The following is an 18,705-nucleotide window of genomic DNA, read 5'->3' as shown; positions in this document are numbered from 1 at the left end:
ACTTAAACTCCTTCTCTCTCTACCATGAGCTGTTTTACTTTCGCTATTGCTCTTGCTGGATTAAGTCCTTTAGGACAAGTTTTTGTGCAATTCATTATTGTATGACAACGATACAACTTGAATGGGTCGTTTAAAACATCAAGTCTTTCACCTGTCTTATTATCACGGCTGTCAGCAATCCATCTGTAAGCTTGTAATAGTATTGCTGGTCCTAAAAATTTATCACTATTCCACCAGTAGCTTGGGCAACCAGTCGAACAGCAAGCACATAATATACAGTCGGACAAGCCATCTAATTTTTTTCTATCTTCAGAAGATTGAGAGTATTCTTTATTTGGTAGGGCAGGCTTATCTGCTTGTAACCAAGGTTTAATTGATTTGTATTGCTCATAAAATTGGCTCAAATCCGAGACTAGGTCCTTTATTACATACATGTGAGGTAATGGATATATTTTTACGTCACCTTTTATATCATGTATAGATCTAGTACATGCAAGAGTATTGGTTCCGTCAATATTCATGGCACAAGATCCACATATGCCTTCTCTACAAGAACGTCTGAAAGTTAAAGTCGAATCTATTTCATCCTTTATTTTTATTAATGCATCAAGTACCATAGGGCCACAACTATCCATATCAATAAAAAATGTGTCTATTCTAGGGTTTTTCTCGTCATCAGCAGACCAACGGTAAATTTGAAATCTTCTGATGTTTTTTGCTCTAGCAGGAATAGGATAAATTTTGCCCTTTTGATTAATTTTAGAATTCTTTGGCAAAGAAAACTGAACCATATCACTTACCTTTTATTGTTTATAGCTAAAACCCTTTGTAGATAACATATTTTATTATCATCTACTATATTTTTATTAAATTCCTTTTAAATCGCACACATATTGTAGCCAAGCGAAGCTAAAATCTCTCTTTCTAGATTTTTCATTATAATTTCTTCATCTTTTTTTTGGTGATCATAACCAAGTAAATGCAGTAATCCATGCACTAACATGTGTGCAATGTGAGCAAGAATGGGTATATAATACTCATGCGATTCTCTTTTTATTATGTCTATTGAAATTGCTATGTCTCCTAAATCGCACTCATTAGACAATTGTTCATACGGAAATGATAGTACGTTAGTTGGCTTATCCATTTCTCTAAATTTTAAATTAAGTTGATGTAGCAAGTCATCATCAGCCAGAGCTATTGATATATTTGGTTTATAGTGGTCTATTTTTAATTCTTTTAGAGAAGCATTGATGACACCTAATACAAAATTTTTAGGATTTTCTATAATGCTGCACCATTTCTTGTCAAGAATATTTACTTCTAACATGAGTGACACATCAGTAAGGGTGTCATGCAAATAGCTGACACTGGAATCCAAAAAAGAAGAGTTATAGACCCTTGTGTCATGTACACAACTGTACGAATATTGTACACTAGAAGGATGTCATCCCAGTGTCTAGGCACTGGGATCCAGGAATTTTGATTAGACATCAAGTTAGTGAATATAAAAGTAGCTAATCTTATATTAAAACACAACGGCTTTAATGTGGTTGCATTAAGGCTGGATTCCAGTGTCAAGCACTGGAATGACACCTTTGTGTTTGATGCAAAATCGGCTATAACGTTTAATGCACTGCCTTCGAGACAAATATTCATACAGCTGTGCGTTGTGTGCTGAGATGACATCATTTAGGAACTGAAATGACAGGTATTACACATCACTCATCCTTATTATTTCATTCCATTCAATTTCCGAAACTGGGGCAATTGATAAACGTGGTTGTTTTAATATAGTCATATTTTTCAAAAGTGGGTTTTGTTTTATATTATTTAACGTTACTTGGTTATTTAAAGGTTTCAAAAACTTTACATTCACTAATCCGAACTTGGGATCATTAACATGATAATACTCTTTAAATACTTCAACGATTCCAAGTATTGCTTTCTCTTTACCTGTATGATAAAAAAACGCAAGATCGCTTGCTTTCATAATTTTCATGTAATTTTGAGCTTGATAATTGCGCACACCATCCCACTCAACTACCTGCTCCTTTTCCATTTTTTGCCATGAGTATTCACTTGGCTCTGACTTAAGTAGCCAAAATTGCATTATTTTTTTCTTCTTAAGTAAGCTGGTATATCATAGATATTGCTGCCCCACTTAGCTCCTTCGCTTACCTGTTCAGCTGGTTTTGTTTCCAGTGTTTTGTCTTGTGTACTTTCACTTTGACTATATGGCCACTTAAATTTCTCTTTCTCTGAGTCTTCGCTCTGACTTATAGGTGAAGTTTCTGATTTATTATTGCGACCATCAATGCCAGTTGCAAGAACAGAAACTCTAACTCTTCCCTCCATCGCTTGATCAAAAGTAGCACCAAATATTATATTTGCATTTTCATCTACTTCTTCACGCACTCTATTGGCTGCAGCATCAACTTCAAACAGAGTCATATCTCCGCCACCAGTAATGTTAATTAATATTCCTTGCGCACCTTTCATTGATACATTATCAAGCAATGGATTAGATATTGCAGCCTCTGCAGCACTAATTGCTCTATCTTCTCCTTCTGCCTCTCCGGTGCCGATCATCGCTTTGCCCATCTCGCTCATTACTGTTTCTATATCAGCGAAGTCAAGATTGATAAGCCCTGGCATGACCATCAAGTCAGTTACTCCTCTGATGCCAATGTGCAGAACATTATCAGCAAGTTTAAATGCATCAGAAAATGTAGTTTTTTCATTTGCAATTCTAAATAAATTCTGATTTGGAATGACAATAAGTGTATCCACGTATTTTTGCAGTTCTTCAAGTCCAAGCTCTGCAATGCGCATACGGCGCACACCTTCAAAACCGAACGGTTTAGTTACAACTCCAACAGTCAATATCTTTTTTTCTTTTGGCGCTCTATCCTTAACTGCGGCTCTTGCTTCTCTGGCTGCTTTTGCAATTACCGGTGCTGCACCGGTTCCAGTACCACCGCCCATTCCTGCTGTGATGAAAAGCATATGACTATCTTTTATATGCTCCATAATCTCATCAATTGACTCTTCTGCTGCACCTTTGCCAACATCAGGCAAAGCACCAGCACCAAGCCCCTTAGTTAAATTAATGCCAAGCTGAATTTTTTTATCACATAACGACTTTTCTAGTGCTTGAGCATCGGTATTTGCGACAACAAAATTCACTCCTTGCAAATTAGATTGGATCATGTTATTCACAGCATTTCCACCAGCACCACCCACTCCCACAACGGTAATCCTTGGGTGCAATATAGGTAACTCCGGCAGACTAAGATCAATAGACATTTAAATTACTCAAATTTAGCGAATTCACTTGATAATAAGTTACCGCTTTTTTAATAATATGCAAATACTTTTCACTTCTATAGGCGTAAACAGTAAACGGGATTTACTTATTCTTAACATTTATACTAATAAGTGCCGTTAATTATAATAACTAGATTCTTAGATGACATCACTTAACCGATGCAAAAAATAGAAAACGTTTATAAAAAGGGACAGAAACCTATCCCTTTTTATTTTGTTAAAGATTATTAGCTTCCTTATCTTTCTCTTCCCCTTTCAATGCTTCAACCGCAACATCTTTTAATTTTGAGGCAATTTGATATGTTCCATAAAGAACAGCAGCTGCAGCAATTGCCATTATGGCACCCGCAACTATCTGACCAGCAACACCTGTTCCGATAAATCCAGGTAATGAAGCAGCTATTGCTTGATTTGTTCCAACAAAGTAACTGGCAGTCTTAGCAAGAAACCCAGAAGCTTCTGCTGCACTAACAAAGCCTGCTTTCATATGCATTGCTGTAAAGACAACACTTGCAACTGCAAGCGGAAATAATGCTGTTCTCCCTTTATTATGCATAGCGTACTGACCAGCCCCACCAGCAGCACCAGGAATTCCCCAGTATTTTTCAGCTCGTATATATCCTTCTGAAATAGCATGAAAAATGCCATCCCCTTTTCTATACTCATAATTTGTTAATGCCATAACTCTACTCCTTAAATAGAATGTTAAAATTTCATTAAGGAAGCATATAGTAAAAAAAATTGCCTGTCAAGTAAACTAATTTTTTAATATACCTTTATTCTGTAATTGAGCGCTTCAGCAATGTGTGCTCTTTTTACTTCTTCACTTTTTGCAAGATCTGCAATAGTTCTTGCAACTTTTAATACGCGTGTGTAGCCTCGATTGGAAATGTAATTTTCTTTCAGTACGTATTTTAGCAATTCTAACCCTGCCTGATCTGGTTCAGTAAATTTATTAAATGCTTCACCGCTTACTTCTGCGTTACAACGAACATTCAATTTACTATAACGCTCAGTTTGAATTTTTCTCGCTGCTATCACCCTTCCTCTTATGATTTTAGTACTTTCTCCCTCCACAGAGATTTCAGGAGAGAGTATGCTAACGTTTGGCATTTCAATGCATATGTCTATTCTATCAAGCAATGGGCCTGATATTTTGTTTTTGTAATCTGTGCCACACTTTGGAGCTTTGTTGCACGATCTGCTTGCATCACCTAAATAACCGCACCTGCAAGGGTTCATTGCAGCTATCAGTTGAAAATTGGCAGGGTAGGTTATGTGAGCATTTGCCCTTGCAACGGTAACTTTTCTATCTTCAAGTGGTTGGCGCAGAGAATCAAGCACGAGTCTTGGAAATTCAGGTAACTCATCAAGAAACAACACGCCATTGTGAGCCATGGTAATTTCTCCAGGTTTTGCATTCTTTCCTCCCCCTATCATTGCTGGCATAGAGCATGAGTGATGAGGTTCACGAAAGGGACGAGTTACTTTGAATATTTCGTTACCAGTTTTTGTTATGCTGGAAATAATATTAACATCAATCATCTCCTGTTCGGTCAAATCAGGCAGCAACCCTATAAAGCGTTTAGCAAGCATTGACTTTCCAGTACCAGGAGGGCCAACAAGAAGCATATTATGCCCACCTGCTGCTGCAATTTCAGCTGCTCTTTTTGCAACAACTTGGCCTTTGATATCCTTCATATCGGGAACCAATCTTTTTTCTTTGGGTGCATCACTATAATTAAAAATTACTGGCTGAATTAATTGCTCACCCTTAAAGTGTCTGATAATATCAGTTAATTTCTCTATAGCCAGAATTGAAACATTCTTCACCCATACAGCTTCTACACCATTTCCTCTCGGGCAAATTACTCCTTTATTGTCCTTTTTTGCATTAATTGCTGTTGGCAGCACACCTGAAACTGGAATAACTCTGCTATCAAGAGCCAGTTCACCCATGATTATATAAGACTGAACTTTTTCAACTGGTATCACATTCATTACAACAAGTAGTCCAATAGCAATAGCCAAGTCATAATGACTGCCTTCTTTCAGCAAATCCGCAGGGGAGAGATTAACTGTAATTCTTTTTGGAGGTAGTAGTAGATTGATTGAATTTAACGCTGCTCTGATGCGCTCTCTGGATTCTGCAACAGTTTTATCCGGCAAGCCAACAATATTAAAAGCTGGAATACCATTTGCCATATGAATTTGTGCATTGACATTTACTGTGCTAATTCCCTGAAGCGCAACGGTATTTATATTTGCAATCATAATATATTATATAAAATTGTTAATACAATGTATTAAAGAAGCGATGAAGTAAAGGCTACAGCAATTAAAGATGGCTTAACTTAGCAAAAAAGTGTAGTATTCTATCACTTTGCTGATTACAAATGTTTATAAGGATAATCACTTTTTTCTTACTATATTCAAGTACGGCTTTTTGTAGTGATTGTAATTTTAATTTACCATACTGTGGGCTCAGTTGTAATCTAGATCTATCATATAGAAATTTAAGTAATATAAAAAAATTATTGAATAACGACGATAAGTTTGTTGCGCTTACGTTTGATGATGGACCGTCTAACAATAGAGTAAACGATATTATTAATGTTCTGGAAAGCTATGAAGCAAAAGCAACATTTTTTGTGCTTGGTGAACGTATAAATGAAAAAACGTCTGAAATAGTAAAGAAAATTCATGAATCAGGTCATGAGTTAGGCAATCACTCTTGGTCGCATAGGAAGTTGACATCACTTTCAAGTGAGGAACAATTGCAAGAATTGGAAAAGACAAATACAGCAATTAAAAATGCAATAAAACAAGATGTAAAATGGTTTCGTCCGCCATATGGATGTTATGACGATAATCTGATTGAAAATACTGATCAATTAAATATGTATTCAATATTATGGACAGTTGATTCGCTAGATTGGCAAGGTGATAAGCCAGAAACTTTAGTTGAAAGAGTTTTAAGTAATGTACATAATGGAGCAGTTATACTGTTTCATGATCACAATAACAGGTCAAACACAATTGAAGCTTTACCTCATATTATTAAAATACTAAAAAAATCAGGTTATAAGTTTGTGACCTTAAGTGAGTGGGAAAAAAGGGTTTGTAATACGGTAAAAGCCAGAAGTGTAACAATAAAAGAGGGGAAAAAAGTGTGTTTTGAAGGAATGTTATGTGGACAAAAAACAAAGTCTTTAACCGCAGAGCATTCATATTAGGTGGTATTCAGCTTACCATTTCTGCGGTTTTTAGTTGCAGGTTATATAATTTACAAATACGAAACAGACAAAAGTACGAAGCACTATCTAATAGTAATAGAATAAGAGTTGCTACTATTATGCCTAAGCGGGGCAAAATTTTAGATAGGAATAGCATTGAACTTGCGGTAAACAAAATTTCGTATGTTGTTTTGTTTGATGGTTCTGGTAAGGAAGTTGATTTGCAGACATTATCAGAAGTCGAGTCTAAAATAGCAAAATCGTCAGAAAAAATAACTGCTCTTTATAAACGTTATTACCCATTTGGTTCAATGTGTTCTCATGTAATCGGATATACAAAAAGACAGCAAGGCATAAGCGAAGTAGGAATCAGCGGTATTGAATATACATATGATCATATATTGAAAGGCAAGTCAGGAAAATCTGAGCAGGAAATAAATTCTAAAAAACGCGTCATAAAAGAATTATCAAGCATACCACAACAAGACGGACAAGATGTACAACTGACAATTGATATTAATCTGCAAGAGAAAACCGCAGAGGTATTTAAAGATCACCAAGGCTCCGCAGTGGTAATTGATGTAAATAATGGAGAAATTTTAGCATTATATAATTCACCTTCTTACGATAATAATCTTTTTGCTAGCAGGCTATCAAATGAGACTTGGGAGAGCTTGAATGCTCCTTCATTGCCGCTCGTGAATCGTGCGTTATCATATCAAATTCCACCTGGTTCAATATTTAAAGTAATAGTTGCGCTTGCGGGTTTAAAAGACGGGATAATAACACCAGAAGAGAAATTCTCGTGCAAGGGCTATATGAAAATAGGTGAGCGGAAATTTCGTTGCCTGAAAAGCAAAGTCCATGGATATGTATCTTTAAATGAAGCAATGGCATTATCATGCAACACTTACTTTTATAATATAGGGAAAAAAATAAGTGTAGACTCTCTAGTAGAAATGGCCAGAAAATTTGGTATTGGAAGTGGGCCACTGATTGGAACGTTTAAAGAAGAAGCTCCAGGGTTGTTGCCAGATAGAGATTGGCGTACACGAAAGCTATATTCGCAGTGGTATTTAGGTGACACTATCAACTTAGTTATAGGACAAGGGTATATGCTTACAACACCACTACAGCTTGCAGTTCTTGCAGCGAGGATTGCAACAGGAAAAGAGGTAATTCCCCGCATTAAGATGAATGAAACGATACAAGATTTTCCCGATATTGATGTGGATTGTGAGCATCTTAGCATAGTTCGAAAAGCTATGTTTGATGTGGTGAATTCTAAAACTGGAACCTATAAGAAAGGGCTAAGCGGTATACAAATTGCCGGTAAAACCGGTACACCAGAGATAAACTCTAAGGGTGAAAGTCATAAGTTATTTATCGCTTATGGCCCTTACCATAACCCGCGCTATGCAATCTCTGTGTTTATAGAACACGGCAAAGCCCCACGCCAAGATGTTGCAATTGCTAATGAGATATTTCAGTATATGCTTGAAACTATGAGTATTAAACTTCTTGCATAACCATATAACGAACTTTTATTGGAAATAGAAACGAAAAAACTTACTTGACAAACTCCACCAGCGCCCTTATCATGATAGTGAAGCTATTGTATTTGCTTTCGCCAATCTGCAGATTAAAAGGTAAGGATTACTTAATGTATCGGCGTCTTATGTTCAATTTTTTGCAGTATATAGATACTGTATGTCTTTACAAAACTTCATCTACATCTAGATTTTTATCTAAATAAGCTGAACGCGCTTATAAAGCGTTACAAGACATCAAAAAATGCCAATACTCGACAGAGATAGTAAAAGACTAGCTAACTCGGGGATTCTTTGTCTTTTTTTCTGCTTAGTAAATTTCTTAAACATTTGCAGCGTAGGTTAGTTGCAATTAAAAGCGGCTGAATCTCGCTTGTCAAGCATTTAAAACATAAAAAACGCCAATATTTTAAAGCGGATAATAACCACGGGGCTTCTTTTGCCTTTTTTTTCATTTGGTAAATTCCTTAATATTTATAGCTAAACAACAACCGTCATCCCGCTACGTGTTAGCGGCTAAGAGATACCGCGGCGGTATGACGGTTTGCGGCGGCATGACCTCGTCATTCCCCTACGTGTTAGCGGGATCTAGAGATACCGCGAATGAATCGCGGTATGACGGTTCGCGGCGGCATGACGGTTCGTGGCGGCATGAAGATAAGCTCGTCATCCCGCTGCTTGTTAGCGGGATCTATGTTAAGGTATAGTAGGGGATCTATGTTAAGAGATACCGCGAATGAATCGCGGTATGACGGTGTAGATGATGGTTAAGTAATTCGTCATCCCGCTACGTGTTAGCGGGATCTATGTTAAGAGATACCGCGAATGAATCGCGGTATGACGGTTAAGTAGGGTGTCATTCCAGTGCTCCTTTTTCTGTCATCCCAGCGTTACGCGCTGGTTTCAACATTATATCATGAACTTTCTAAAATTCATTGAACTGTGCTTTCAAACGGTAGTGCCGGGGTGTGAGTATAACGATTATCAGTATATAAAAGTCATAGCAGACAGGCTGGAAGCAGCGAGCGCTGGTGAAGTGAAACGAATAATATTCAATATGCCTCCGCGCTCGATGAAGTCCATGTGCATAAGCGTTGCGTGGCCCGCATGGATACTGGGAAACCAACCAACTGCGAGAATAATAGTTGCAAGTTATTCTCAGCGGCTCAGCGAAAAGCACTCGCTCGACACCAGGTGCGTGATGCAGTCTAGTTGGTATAGAGCGCTATTTCCAGAGATAGAACTATCCAAAGACCAGAATACCAAATATAAATTTCAAACAGTGCAGAGAGGATACAGAATCGCAACATCAGTTGGTGGAACACTAACTGGTGAAGGTGGTGATTTTATCATTGTGGACGATCCGCTCAGTTCTGCTCAAGCTTTGAGTGAAACGCTTAGAAAGCGTGCCACAAACTGGTTTGATCAGACTTTAGTAACCAGGCTGAACGATAGAAAAAAAGGAGTCATCGTTCTTGTAATGCACAGGCTACACCAGGAGGACTTAACTGGACACCTTCTCTCCAAGCCAAAAAACATATGGCATCATATTTGTTTGCCAATGATTTCTGAAAATAAGCAGGTTATTTATTCAATCAAAAAGCCAATACCTCCCGTTCCTATCATCCGAGTAGCTCAGCACTGTGCGACCAGGCGATTATATAATAAACCAGCGTCACCTGTAAGGATATTATATTCAAGAGAAGAAGGTCAGTTGTTATATCCCCTCGATGGAGGAAAAGAAGAAGTTGAGATAATAAAAGCTGAACTTGGGAGTTACGCTTTTGCTGCTCAATATCAACAAAACCCTCTGCCGCTTTCAAGTGGTATAGTCAAACGAGAGTGGCTAAAGCGCTATAAAAATGTTCCTGATAATCTCTCGCATGTAACACAAAGTTGGGATACTGCGGTTTCAACAAGTAACATGAGCAACTTTAGTGTCTGCACCACCTGGGCAAAAATAGATAATAAATTCTATTTACTCGACGTATATCGCGCAAAGCTTGAGTATCCAAAGCTTAAAGAACAGGTTTTGTCACTAGCTGCAAGATGGACGCCACACGCAATTTTAATCGAAGCAAAAACAAGTGGTCAACAATTGGTGCAAGAGCTAAAGACAAACAGTGATTTACCGATTATTGAAATAGTGCCACATGATGACAAGCTCACTCGATTTCATCAAATTGTTCCGATTATAGAGTCTGGCAAGGTTTTTCTGCCACATCAAGCAGTATGGCTGAACGATTTTGAGTATGAGATTTTAATGTTCCCAGAAACGCGCCACGACGACCAAGTGGATAGTACCGTGCAATATCTCCAGTGGGTGAGAAACAGTACCTCCAGGGTTGCAGCTATACGAGCATTGTGATTTGAGTCTACCAGTACTGGGATGACAGCTAGGAGACAACCGTCATCCCGCTGCTTGTTAGCGGGATCTAGAGATACCGCGAATGAATCGCGGTATGACGGTTCGTGGTGGTATGACAGTTCGTGGCGGTATGACGGTTCGCGGCAGCATGACGATAAGCTCGTCATCCCGCTACGTGTTAGCGGGATCTATGCTAAAAGATACCACGGCGGTATGACGTAGAACTGCTGCTTGTTAGCTGATGAGATACCGCGAATGAATCGCGGTATGACGGTTCGCGGCGGCATGACAATAAGCTCGTCATTCCGCTACTCGTTAGCGGAATCTATGCTGAGATATCGCGGCGGTATGATGTAGGGAAACCTTTCTTGGGTTAGCTATATCAATAGCATTGCTTTAAAAAGAGTGCCCATATTTTCAGTCAACCTTAGGAATTCACTAAAGATCCTATTCTTTTGTTCATCACTTGCGCTTTTCATTAAAGCCTGGGTTCTTTCTTTTATGCCAAAAAGATATAAAAATTCCCTTTGAGTTAAAATCTCACAATCTACATGCTTTAATGAATCTCTTAACGCTTGAAAGTTCACAAGTGCGGTAATATCACTATTACCAACATTCTCAAGAAAATTAGCATACTTATGTTGTTTTATCGATTGCAAAGTGCTCTTATATGCGGGGTATACATAACCGTAATCTACAATCAAAGCAGCTCCTTTATTATTATATATCTTCTTCTCAAGTTTTTTTAATATTTCAACCCCAACTGAACATATTTCCACCACTGCACCATTAAAAAATTTTCCATTTGTCATCTGAGTAGCTGACACTGGAATCCATGATTCTTTTTTTCTGGATTCCAGTGTCACGCACTGGCATGACACCAAGAGACTGCCATCATCTTGTTTTGTCACCATATTTTCATACCACCCCTCATCATGATATACAAACTGATCTATCGGAAGAGCGTCAAAGAACTCATTTGCTAAAAAAATGGTTGGTTGTTCTGGTAGGTTGTCAATATTTTTGTGCCAATTAACATCTAAGCTTTTTAATTTTTCCTTTTGTATCTTCCGTAAAGTAGGGCTTATTTCAACTAAGTGGATCAACATTGAATTAAAAAAGCTGCTGTATTTTTTAGTGACTCTTATTATATCGTGAATGAGTGTTCCTTTGCCTGGCCCAAGTTCAACTAGAGAAAATTTTGATGGCTTTCCTAATTTTTCCCATGTATGCATTATCCAAACTGCAATTACTTCACCAAATAATTGGCTGATCTCAGGTGCGGTAGTAAAATCACCATCCTTACCAAGCGGTAATTTACTTGTATAATAGCCGTATTTTTCATGGTACAAAACGGCATTCATGAAATCACTGATGGATATTGATCCTTGACTTTTGTCAATTAATTCGTGTATATAAGTGAGCATGTTATTAATAAATGTTTAACTATAGCGTGCCATAATATAAAATAGTAGAGTATTTATATATATAGTATACACTTAAGTTTGTGAGTAATAGTGCTTCAGTTATGGACGACAAAAACACCGATTATGTTGCCCTTATAGCTCAAGATGATAGTATTGAATACAAATTTGAAGAAGCTGTCAATTTTATAGAAAACAAGGTTATAAATGCTGATGGGCTAACTTTAGCGGAAGTGTTTCAAGTGCTAGTTCAAATGCTAAATGGTGATCTAGAATTGGTAAAAAAAGTACTAGCATATGCTAATATTATGGCAAAGCATGGAATGAAGGTAGCAAAAGAGTCGCAATTAAGCAGAGCTGATGTTCGCCGAGCTTTGGAAGGTAGAGAAAGTGTTGTCAATAGACAAGATTTTATAAAGAAACCACCTCTTCCACCTGCTATAAAATCGACCAAAAAGAAAAGTAGAGGTCTTTAGATGGCTGAATCTATAAAAAAATTTACTGTACAATGTGACTTCAAAGGACAAAGTTCACCTTTTGCAATATACATAGGAAATCCAAAAAGTGATGCTCATCCAATTCATCATCAAGATTCCTGGCTTGTAAAAGAACGTGGAGGGAATATTCCTAATAAAGTAAAAGAAAGTCTACAAAAATTATATAAACTATCTCAAGAAAATGGAGTCTCTTTCTCAGAGTTATGCGCGTATGCCATTACTGTGGTTAGTAATAATGATAAAAAAAGTGACGACAAGGAGTAAGATAGTTTAATCCCTCAATATTTCATTTATAGAGATTTTCGATCTCGTCTTTTCATCCACTTTTTTTACTATGACTGCACAATAGGTTGAAATATTATTTTTAGATGGAATAGACCCTGGTACCACTACAGAATAAGGTGGCACTTCGCCGTAAAATACCTTGCTAGTTTCTCTATCAATAATCTTTGTTGATGCCCCAATAAACACGCCTATGCCAAGGACTGATCCTTCTCTCACTACCACACCCTCGGCCACTTCGCTACGTGCTCCAATAAAGCAATTATCTTCTATAATGACAGGTGAAGCTTGAATAGGCTCAAGAACTCCACCTATTCCCACTCCACCGGAAATATGACAGTTTTTTCCTATTTGCGCACAGCTACCAATCGTTGACCAGGTATCTATCATTGTTCCTGAATCAACATATGCACCAACGTTGATAAAACTTGGCATTAGAACAACATTTGTACCTATATAAGCAGATCGGCGGACAAAACACCCAGGAACTGCTCTAATTTTTAACTGGCGAAATTTCTCCTCATTCCATTCACTAAATTTGTTACCGATCTTGTCAAACCAGCAATTAGTATTATCTATTATTTTATTTTCTTCGGTGAGAAAATGTAATAATATTGCCTGCTTTATCCACTTATGTACTACCCATTCTCCACTTGATAGCTTTTCTGCTACTCTAATTTTGCCACTATCAAGGAGCTCAATTACCTCTTTAATTGCTATTCTTGCTGTTTTCTTTAGATTACAGTCATTAAATTTTTCTCTATTTTTCCAAATATCTTCTATCTCACTCTGTGCTTTTTTTAGTTGCAAACCTTCCATTTGTTATATATATATTGATATTAAATTTGTAGCTCGTATCATTTGGGCTTGTTACTACTTTATATGTAAGTGCTATGAAAATACAATGTAATAGTTGTACTAAAACTTACTTAGTATCTCCCGAGCAAATTGGTGCATCTGGAAGAAAGGTAAAGTGTACGAACTGCAATCACATATGGCATGAATACCTAGAAGAAGTGTCAAAAAAATCGCACTCTGCTAATATACAGGAAAAAAAAGTTGGTGGAAGGAATTTTTTACAAAATCTAGCATTTACCACTCTAGCTTTTGCAACAGCTACAGGGTTATGCGTCGTAATTGCTAACGGCATCTTTCCTAGAGAGATGAACAAAGCATACAAAACGATCAGTTTATACAAGGATTCAATAAGCTATAAATTAGGGTACAAAAAAGAACAAACAGAAAGTCCAAATGTAAAAAAACTTGCTGTAAATAAGTTTTATCAAGACTACCTTTTTTTATCTAATTTAAGATCTAGTTAAATAGGCATACCGATATCAGTATCCAGTTCCTCTAGCTACTCAGATGGTGCTTAGGGTGACAGAGTTTTAAAAATAAGTTATTTTTTAGCAAAAAAGGCAGCTCATGAGTATTAAAATTGCACCTTCTATACTTTCAGCAGATTTTGCAAAATTAGGGGAAGAAGTAAGAAAAATTAGCGATTTAGGTGTGGATTACATACACATAGACGTTATGGATGGGAATTTCGTTCCAAATATTACAATTGGTCCTAGCGTTGTTTCTGCAATACGTAAATATAGCAATCTTCCTTTTGATGTGCATTTAATGGTCAAATCTCCTGGTAACCACATTGAAAGCTTTATAAATGCTGGTGCTGATATTATCACTGTACATGCAGAAGCAGAGATACATCTTGAGAGGTTGATAAGAAAGATAAAGTCATACAAAAATGTAAACGACGAAAAAAAACCGATTCAAGTTGGAGTTTCAATTGTTCCTTCAACTTCTCCAAGTGTGCTTGAATACATAATACATGAGCTAGATATTGTGCTGATTATGACAGTCAACCCTGGCTTTGGAGGGCAGGAATTTATTCATTCACAGTTGAACAAGATATCTACTATAAAAAAAATGATACAGGAGCGTAATCTTAAAACACAAATTTCAGTAGATGGTGGAATTAACTTTTCTAACGCAGCTGATATAATAAAAGCAGGTGCAGATATTTTAGTTGCGGGATCGGCGATATTCAAGGCTGAAGATATTAAGAAGGCCGTAACCGATCTTAAAAATCTATTGTTGTGACCCTATATAGCTAAAGTGGCTTAGGTTTACCTACAATTTGAAAAACAACAAATTCGTCATTCCGCTACTCGTTAGCGGAATCTATGCTGAGATACCGCGGCGGTATGACGTAGAAAAACCTTTCTTGGGTTGTATCCGTTCAGCTAAGCGGTGTGAGAGATGATAGATAAGAGGTTTTGGAAAGCCCATTTGTTTCCATGTCAAGTATAATGAAATTATCCGTTCAAGTTCCCCGCTTCGATTGGGTAAAATATGAATTTTTGCGATAAACGACATAATGCCGTATTTGCCGTTCAGCATGGTTATTTGTCAGCGGAATATTTTCTGGGTCATCTAAAAATTTCCACATCATTCTTTCAGATTTCAAAATATTTTTTGCAACTCGAGAAGCTCCAATTGCTTCAGGTAAACGGCTTCAAGTAATACCTTGTACGTTTTCGCAATTTTCTGGCACGTCTGGTAAATCTAAAAACATCTATCTCATTTTTTAGCAAGGCCTTTTTTAGTGCAAATAATTCAGTGGCTACGTTTCTTAAGTAACAGCCCAGAACTTTAACTTCAACTATGTGCTAATCTTTCAAAATCTCTTGATAAATGTGCCCAACAGATTTGCCTGTTCTTATCGGCAAAGTAGTTGTATGCTGCGTACCTGTCGTAAGCTATTGCGATTGCAGAACTTACTATTTTGTAAAACCTTCATTCCTCTTGACTCTGTCAATTTTATAAAACTTGCTGTATTACTGGCAAACATCCAGCACCAACCAAGTTTACCTTTGTTATAATGGCTCGTTTCATCGATATGCAGAACTTCACTTTTACTTACTTCTTGCTCGATTTGCTCATATGCTTCTTGGCATTTTTCTGCAACTCTAGCCTCGCTATTTGACACGCTACCAACACTGATGTCCAGGTTGAAAATATTTTTTATAATATTTGCTACTTCTCTTTTCGAGTTCTTGTAAAATCCGCTCAGCGCCGCAATTGTTGACTTAACTTTTGGACCAAATGTATCCGCAGTAACACCTTCTGGTAGCCTGCTACTTTTTCTTTTTCCACACTTGCAACAGCGGCCATTGGTATTCCACAACATAAGCTGGCAAATCAACTTTTTGATGAATGTATGGCTCTTTCGATATCGCAATTTCTCCTCCGCACTCGCAAGAACTCTATTTTCACCACTTCATCTGCTTCCATTTTAGGGCGATACTTTCCTTCATGCCCAATCTGTGCCCCTATTTTCCTGTCACTTTTTTTCTTTTTCTTCTTTAGCTTGTATAACTCTTTTGAGCTCGGTATCGATGAATTTTGTGAATTCAGACCTAGTCTTTCTTTCAATTCAGCATTTTCGATTCTTAGCGCCTTATTCTCAGATCTAAAATTTTCGTTTTCTATCTCTAACCTCTTTATCTCTGCTTTTAGTTGCTCTATCTCTATTTTAAAGCTTTCACAGAGCTTGAGAAGACTAGCTAGTAGATCAGACATATTTACCACACATACTACTTGTGATATTATGTTTTTAGCACTCCTTGTCTACTTTTTATTTTACCGCTCCGCTGAACGGATACCTTTTTTTTACTGTTTGAGTATGTAAGGATTATGACGACCTATCCCAAACCTCAACTATATCCTCACTAAACTCTATTATCTTTGTTTTTTTAAACTGATAACAGTTATTAATGAATTGAATCCCTAAATCTCCTACAAAAGGAGTGGCATCATTGCCTAAAATTTTACCACTGCGGCATATTATCAACCTGTCGATTAAATTACACTTTAATAGTTCTGTGATTAACACTCCTCCACCTTCAACTAATAATCTTGTTATACCAATTTCTGAAACAAGTTTTAATGCCATGTCCTTTAGGCAAACCTTACCTGTGTTGCTTGAATTAACTACTAAGTAGTTAATGTTTTTTATTTTTTTCTCTACTTCTTTATTTGTGATGACCCAAGTTATTACTTTGTCTGCAGTCTTTGCAATGTTATGCTCTTCCTTTAATCTCCCTTGGCTATCTATAATTAGCCTTATTGGCGATCTACTTCCAAGTCCTGGTAATCTGCAAGTTAAGAGTGGATCATCATTAATAAGAGTATTGCTGCCAATCATAATTGCATCATATTTTGCTCTAAGCTCATGCACCCAATTTCTCGTATTTTCACTTGTTATCCATTTGCTATCGCCTGTAAATGTTGCGATTTTTCCGTCAAGAGTTGTTGCGACTTTGCAAGCTATAAATGGTCTATGTAATTCTTTAGTGGTGAAAAAACCGACATTCAGTTCTTTTGCCTCTTTTTGCATAATACCTTGCTCAACTTCAATTCCTGCTTCTTTCAGAGCTTTCATGCCTCTGCCTGAAACTCTACTATCTGGGTCAATAGTTGCAATTACTACTCTTTTTATGCTAGCTTTTATGATTTTTGCAGTGCAAGGCCCCGTGACTCCGTGATGACAACATGGCTCAAGAGTGATATATATAGTTGCGCCATGAGTTGAATCTTTAGCGTTTTGCAAAGCGACTACCTCCGCATGCGGACGCCCACCAATCCCTGTGTATCCCTCACTAACAATTGTACCATCCTTTACAATAACACACCCGACAGCAGGATTTGGTGCAACATTTCCAAGATTTTTTTCTGCAAGCCTTAATGCAATTGACATGAAATGATCATCAGTCATTAGAAAGAAGTCATTTCGTATGAGGTATCAAAAATTCTTCTGTGCTCGTGTATAGCAAATCTATCTGTCATACCTGAGATATAGTCACATATTATTACTGAACGCTGAGATTCACAAGCGAGTTTGCTCCACTCTGTGGGAAGTAATCCTGGGTTTTCATAAAAACATTGAAAGAGTTCCTGTATTATGCGTTTTGCTTTGTTCATCGTTCTACTCAGTTTATAGCTTCTGTATATTTTCTCCATGTTGAATCTTTTCATTTCTTTTGTAGCATTCGCAACTTCTGGTGAAAATGTGACTAGCATTTTATTTAGACTTCTTACGTCTTCTACGCTTTTTATTTTGTGATCTTCAATATTTCTTTCAGTCTGAGAAACAACATCACTTATCATAGTTCCTATAGTTCCACTCAGTGATTCATGTATGAGTTTGCTCTGAGGCAATTCTGAATATCTGCTCCTTATGTCTTTAAACATTTTTTCAATTAAAGGAACATTCAGCAAATCTTCGATGGTTACTAAATTCGCCCTGAGTGCATCATCAAGATCGTGAACACTGTAAGCAATATCATCGGCAATTGAAGCAACTTGCGCTTCAATGCTTGAAAATTCTTCAAGTTTTAGATCATATTTTTTGTTGTATTCTAATAACAGCTGATTACTTGTAGAAGACTCCGCGTTTTGACCAAGCAAGGGACCGTTATGTTTTGCAACTCCTTCAATCACCTCCCAACTTAGATTCATACCATCAAAATCAGCATGTTTTTGTTCAAGATAAGTTAAAATCCTTATAGCTTGAACATTATGATCAAACTCATACTTCTCATTATCAAGATTCAAATCTTGAACTGATTTCTTTAGAGCATCTTCACCTGCATGACCAAATGGAGGATGACCAAGATCATGTGCGAGCGCTATGCATTCAGTGATATCCTCATTTAAGCCAAGTCTACGCGCAATGGACCTTGCAATTTGTGCAACTTCAAGGCTATGAGTAAGCCGAGTGCGATAGTAGTCGTGCTCATAATTGATAAAAACTTGTGTTTTGTACTCCAACTTTCTAAACGCATTAGAGTGAATGATACGGTCCCTATCACGCTGAAAGCAGCTGCGATTCTCATCTTCTGGCTCTTTGAAGTATCTCCCTTTTGTTTTGCTTGGAAAACATGCATAATTTAATAGAAAATTATTGTTTGACATGTAAAATTTCTACTATAATAAGTTATCAATAATAAA

19 protein-coding genes and 1 pseudogene are annotated in these 18,705 nt (G+C 37.1%); 9 read left to right on the top strand and 11 right to left on the bottom strand.

The genetic code is table 11. The features are described 5' to 3' along the window. Positions 1-2: 2 nt before the first annotated feature. Positions 3-791, bottom strand: a complete 789-nt coding sequence (locus tag AAGD66_RS02955; protein WP_010082472.1) for a succinate dehydrogenase iron-sulfur subunit — start codon at positions 789-791, stop codon at positions 3-5. A gap of 86 nt (positions 792-877) precedes the next feature. After that, positions 878-1,330 carry an rRNA maturation RNase YbeY gene (gene ybeY / locus AAGD66_RS02950; protein WP_264724019.1) on the bottom strand — a complete coding sequence of 151 codons (453 nt, stop codon included), beginning with the start codon at positions 1,328-1,330 and terminating at the stop codon, positions 878-880. Positions 1,331-1,354: 24 nt separating this feature from the next. On the opposite strand from ybeY, the gene AAGD66_RS02945 reads away from it, so the two are divergent. Both AAGD66_RS02945 and AAGD66_RS02940 read left to right on the top strand, forming a co-directional pair. Then, positions 1,355-1,486 carry a hypothetical protein gene (locus AAGD66_RS02945; RefSeq protein ID WP_255322244.1) on the top strand — a complete coding sequence of 44 codons (132 nt, stop codon included), beginning with the start codon at positions 1,355-1,357 and terminating at the stop codon, positions 1,484-1,486. 15 nt (positions 1,487-1,501) lie between these two features. Beyond that, positions 1,502-1,681, top strand: a complete 180-nt coding sequence (locus tag AAGD66_RS02940; RefSeq protein ID WP_022626337.1) for a hypothetical protein — start codon at positions 1,502-1,504, stop codon at positions 1,679-1,681. A 33-nt stretch (positions 1,682-1,714) separates the two neighbouring features. Here the strand turns inward: AAGD66_RS02940 and AAGD66_RS02935 are convergent, their stop codons facing one another. From AAGD66_RS02935 to AAGD66_RS02920, 4 genes are all read right to left on the bottom strand, one after another. Continuing rightward, the gene (locus AAGD66_RS02935; protein ID WP_007549395.1) at positions 1,715-2,113 is read right to left on the bottom strand and encodes an EVE domain-containing protein; all 399 of its coding nucleotides are present in this window, start codon (positions 2,111-2,113) and stop codon (positions 1,715-1,717) included. After that, a complete protein-coding gene (gene ftsZ / locus AAGD66_RS02930) occupies positions 2,113-3,309 on the bottom strand; it encodes a cell division protein FtsZ (RefSeq protein ID WP_010962790.1) in 1,197 nt (398 codons plus the stop codon). The genes AAGD66_RS02935 and ftsZ overlap by 1 nt, the downstream gene beginning before the upstream one ends. Positions 3,310-3,547: 238 nt before the next feature. Beyond that, positions 3,548-4,012 (bottom strand): hypothetical protein, encoded by a 465-nt coding sequence (locus AAGD66_RS02925; RefSeq protein ID WP_015589170.1) that lies wholly within the window; start codon positions 4,010-4,012, stop codon positions 3,548-3,550. A gap of 83 nt (positions 4,013-4,095) precedes the next feature. Then, on the bottom strand, positions 4,096-5,604 hold the full coding sequence (locus AAGD66_RS02920; RefSeq protein WP_264724020.1) for a YifB family Mg chelatase-like AAA ATPase: 1,509 nt from the start codon (positions 5,602-5,604) through the stop codon (positions 4,096-4,098). Positions 5,605-5,726: 122 nt separating this feature from the next. On the opposite strand from AAGD66_RS02920, the gene AAGD66_RS02915 reads away from it, so the two are divergent. The 3 genes from AAGD66_RS02915 to terL all read left to right on the top strand — a co-directional run bounded on the left by AAGD66_RS02915 (position 5,727) and on the right by terL (position 10,484). After that, complete coding sequence (locus tag AAGD66_RS02915; protein ID WP_010962787.1) at positions 5,727-6,566, top strand: polysaccharide deacetylase family protein; 840 nt, start codon at positions 5,727-5,729, stop codon at positions 6,564-6,566. Continuing rightward, on the top strand, positions 6,521-8,095 hold the full coding sequence (locus tag AAGD66_RS02910; RefSeq protein ID WP_006280388.1) for a penicillin-binding transpeptidase domain-containing protein: 1,575 nt from the start codon (positions 6,521-6,523) through the stop codon (positions 8,093-8,095). The genes AAGD66_RS02915 and AAGD66_RS02910 overlap by 46 nt, the downstream gene beginning before the upstream one ends. Positions 8,096-9,032: 937 nt before the next feature. Continuing rightward, positions 9,033-10,484 (top strand): phage terminase large subunit, encoded by a 1,452-nt coding sequence (gene terL / locus AAGD66_RS02905; protein ID WP_213863582.1) that lies wholly within the window; start codon positions 9,033-9,035, stop codon positions 10,482-10,484. A 377-nt stretch (positions 10,485-10,861) separates the two neighbouring features. Here terL and AAGD66_RS02900 read toward each other — a convergent pair whose 3' ends face one another. Further along, positions 10,862-11,911, bottom strand: a complete 1,050-nt coding sequence (locus tag AAGD66_RS02900) for a class I SAM-dependent methyltransferase (protein WP_007549412.1) — start codon at positions 11,909-11,911, stop codon at positions 10,862-10,864. Positions 11,912-12,012: 101 nt separating this feature from the next. Here AAGD66_RS02900 and AAGD66_RS02895 point away from each other — a divergent pair, with 101 nt between their 5' ends. Both AAGD66_RS02895 and AAGD66_RS02890 read left to right on the top strand, forming a co-directional pair. Then, on the top strand, positions 12,013-12,384 hold the full coding sequence (locus tag AAGD66_RS02895) for a hypothetical protein (protein ID WP_406719861.1): 372 nt from the start codon (positions 12,013-12,015) through the stop codon (positions 12,382-12,384). Continuing rightward, positions 12,385-12,669: a DUF2610 domain-containing protein gene (locus tag AAGD66_RS02890; protein WP_010962783.1), complete on the top strand. Its 285-nt coding sequence runs from the start codon at positions 12,385-12,387 to the stop codon at positions 12,667-12,669. Between the two features lie 6 nt (positions 12,670-12,675). On the opposite strand, the gene dapD is transcribed toward AAGD66_RS02890, so the two are convergent. Then, positions 12,676-13,506 carry a 2,3,4,5-tetrahydropyridine-2,6-dicarboxylate N-succinyltransferase gene (gene dapD, locus AAGD66_RS02885; protein ID WP_155968290.1) on the bottom strand — a complete coding sequence of 277 codons (831 nt, stop codon included), beginning with the start codon at positions 13,504-13,506 and terminating at the stop codon, positions 12,676-12,678. A gap of 74 nt (positions 13,507-13,580) precedes the next feature. Here dapD and AAGD66_RS02880 point away from each other — a divergent pair, with 74 nt between their 5' ends. Continuing rightward, the gene (locus AAGD66_RS02880) at positions 13,581-14,009 is read left to right on the top strand and encodes a zinc-ribbon domain-containing protein (RefSeq protein WP_265041116.1); all 429 of its coding nucleotides are present in this window, start codon (positions 13,581-13,583) and stop codon (positions 14,007-14,009) included. Positions 14,010-14,112: 103 nt separating this feature from the next. Then, positions 14,113-14,793 (top strand): ribulose-phosphate 3-epimerase, encoded by a 681-nt coding sequence (gene rpe / locus AAGD66_RS02875; RefSeq protein ID WP_264724025.1) that lies wholly within the window; start codon positions 14,113-14,115, stop codon positions 14,791-14,793. Between the two features lie 143 nt (positions 14,794-14,936). Here the strand turns inward: rpe and tnpC are convergent. From tnpC to AAGD66_RS02860, 3 genes and pseudogenes are all read right to left on the bottom strand, one after another. Further along, positions 14,937-16,275: pseudogene (tnpC, locus tag AAGD66_RS02870) on the bottom strand (IS66 family transposase). Between the two features lie 112 nt (positions 16,276-16,387). Next, positions 16,388-17,470, bottom strand: coding sequence for a bifunctional diaminohydroxyphosphoribosylaminopyrimidine deaminase/5-amino-6-(5-phosphoribosylamino)uracil reductase RibD (ribD, locus tag AAGD66_RS02865; RefSeq protein ID WP_341814535.1), 1,083 nt, complete (start codon positions 17,468-17,470; stop codon positions 16,388-16,390). Next, positions 17,470-18,669: a deoxyguanosinetriphosphate triphosphohydrolase gene (locus AAGD66_RS02860; RefSeq protein WP_065106726.1), complete on the bottom strand. Its 1,200-nt coding sequence runs from the start codon at positions 18,667-18,669 to the stop codon at positions 17,470-17,472. The genes ribD and AAGD66_RS02860 overlap by 1 nt, the downstream gene beginning before the upstream one ends. Positions 18,670-18,705 lie beyond the last annotated feature (36 nt).

Source organism: Wolbachia endosymbiont (group A) of Dendrolimus pini (genome assembly GCF_964026835.1).
Classification (GTDB): Bacteria; Pseudomonadota; Alphaproteobacteria; order Rickettsiales; family Anaplasmataceae; genus Wolbachia; species Wolbachia pipientis.
This window is presented reverse-complemented; position numbering and strand designations above follow the sequence as displayed.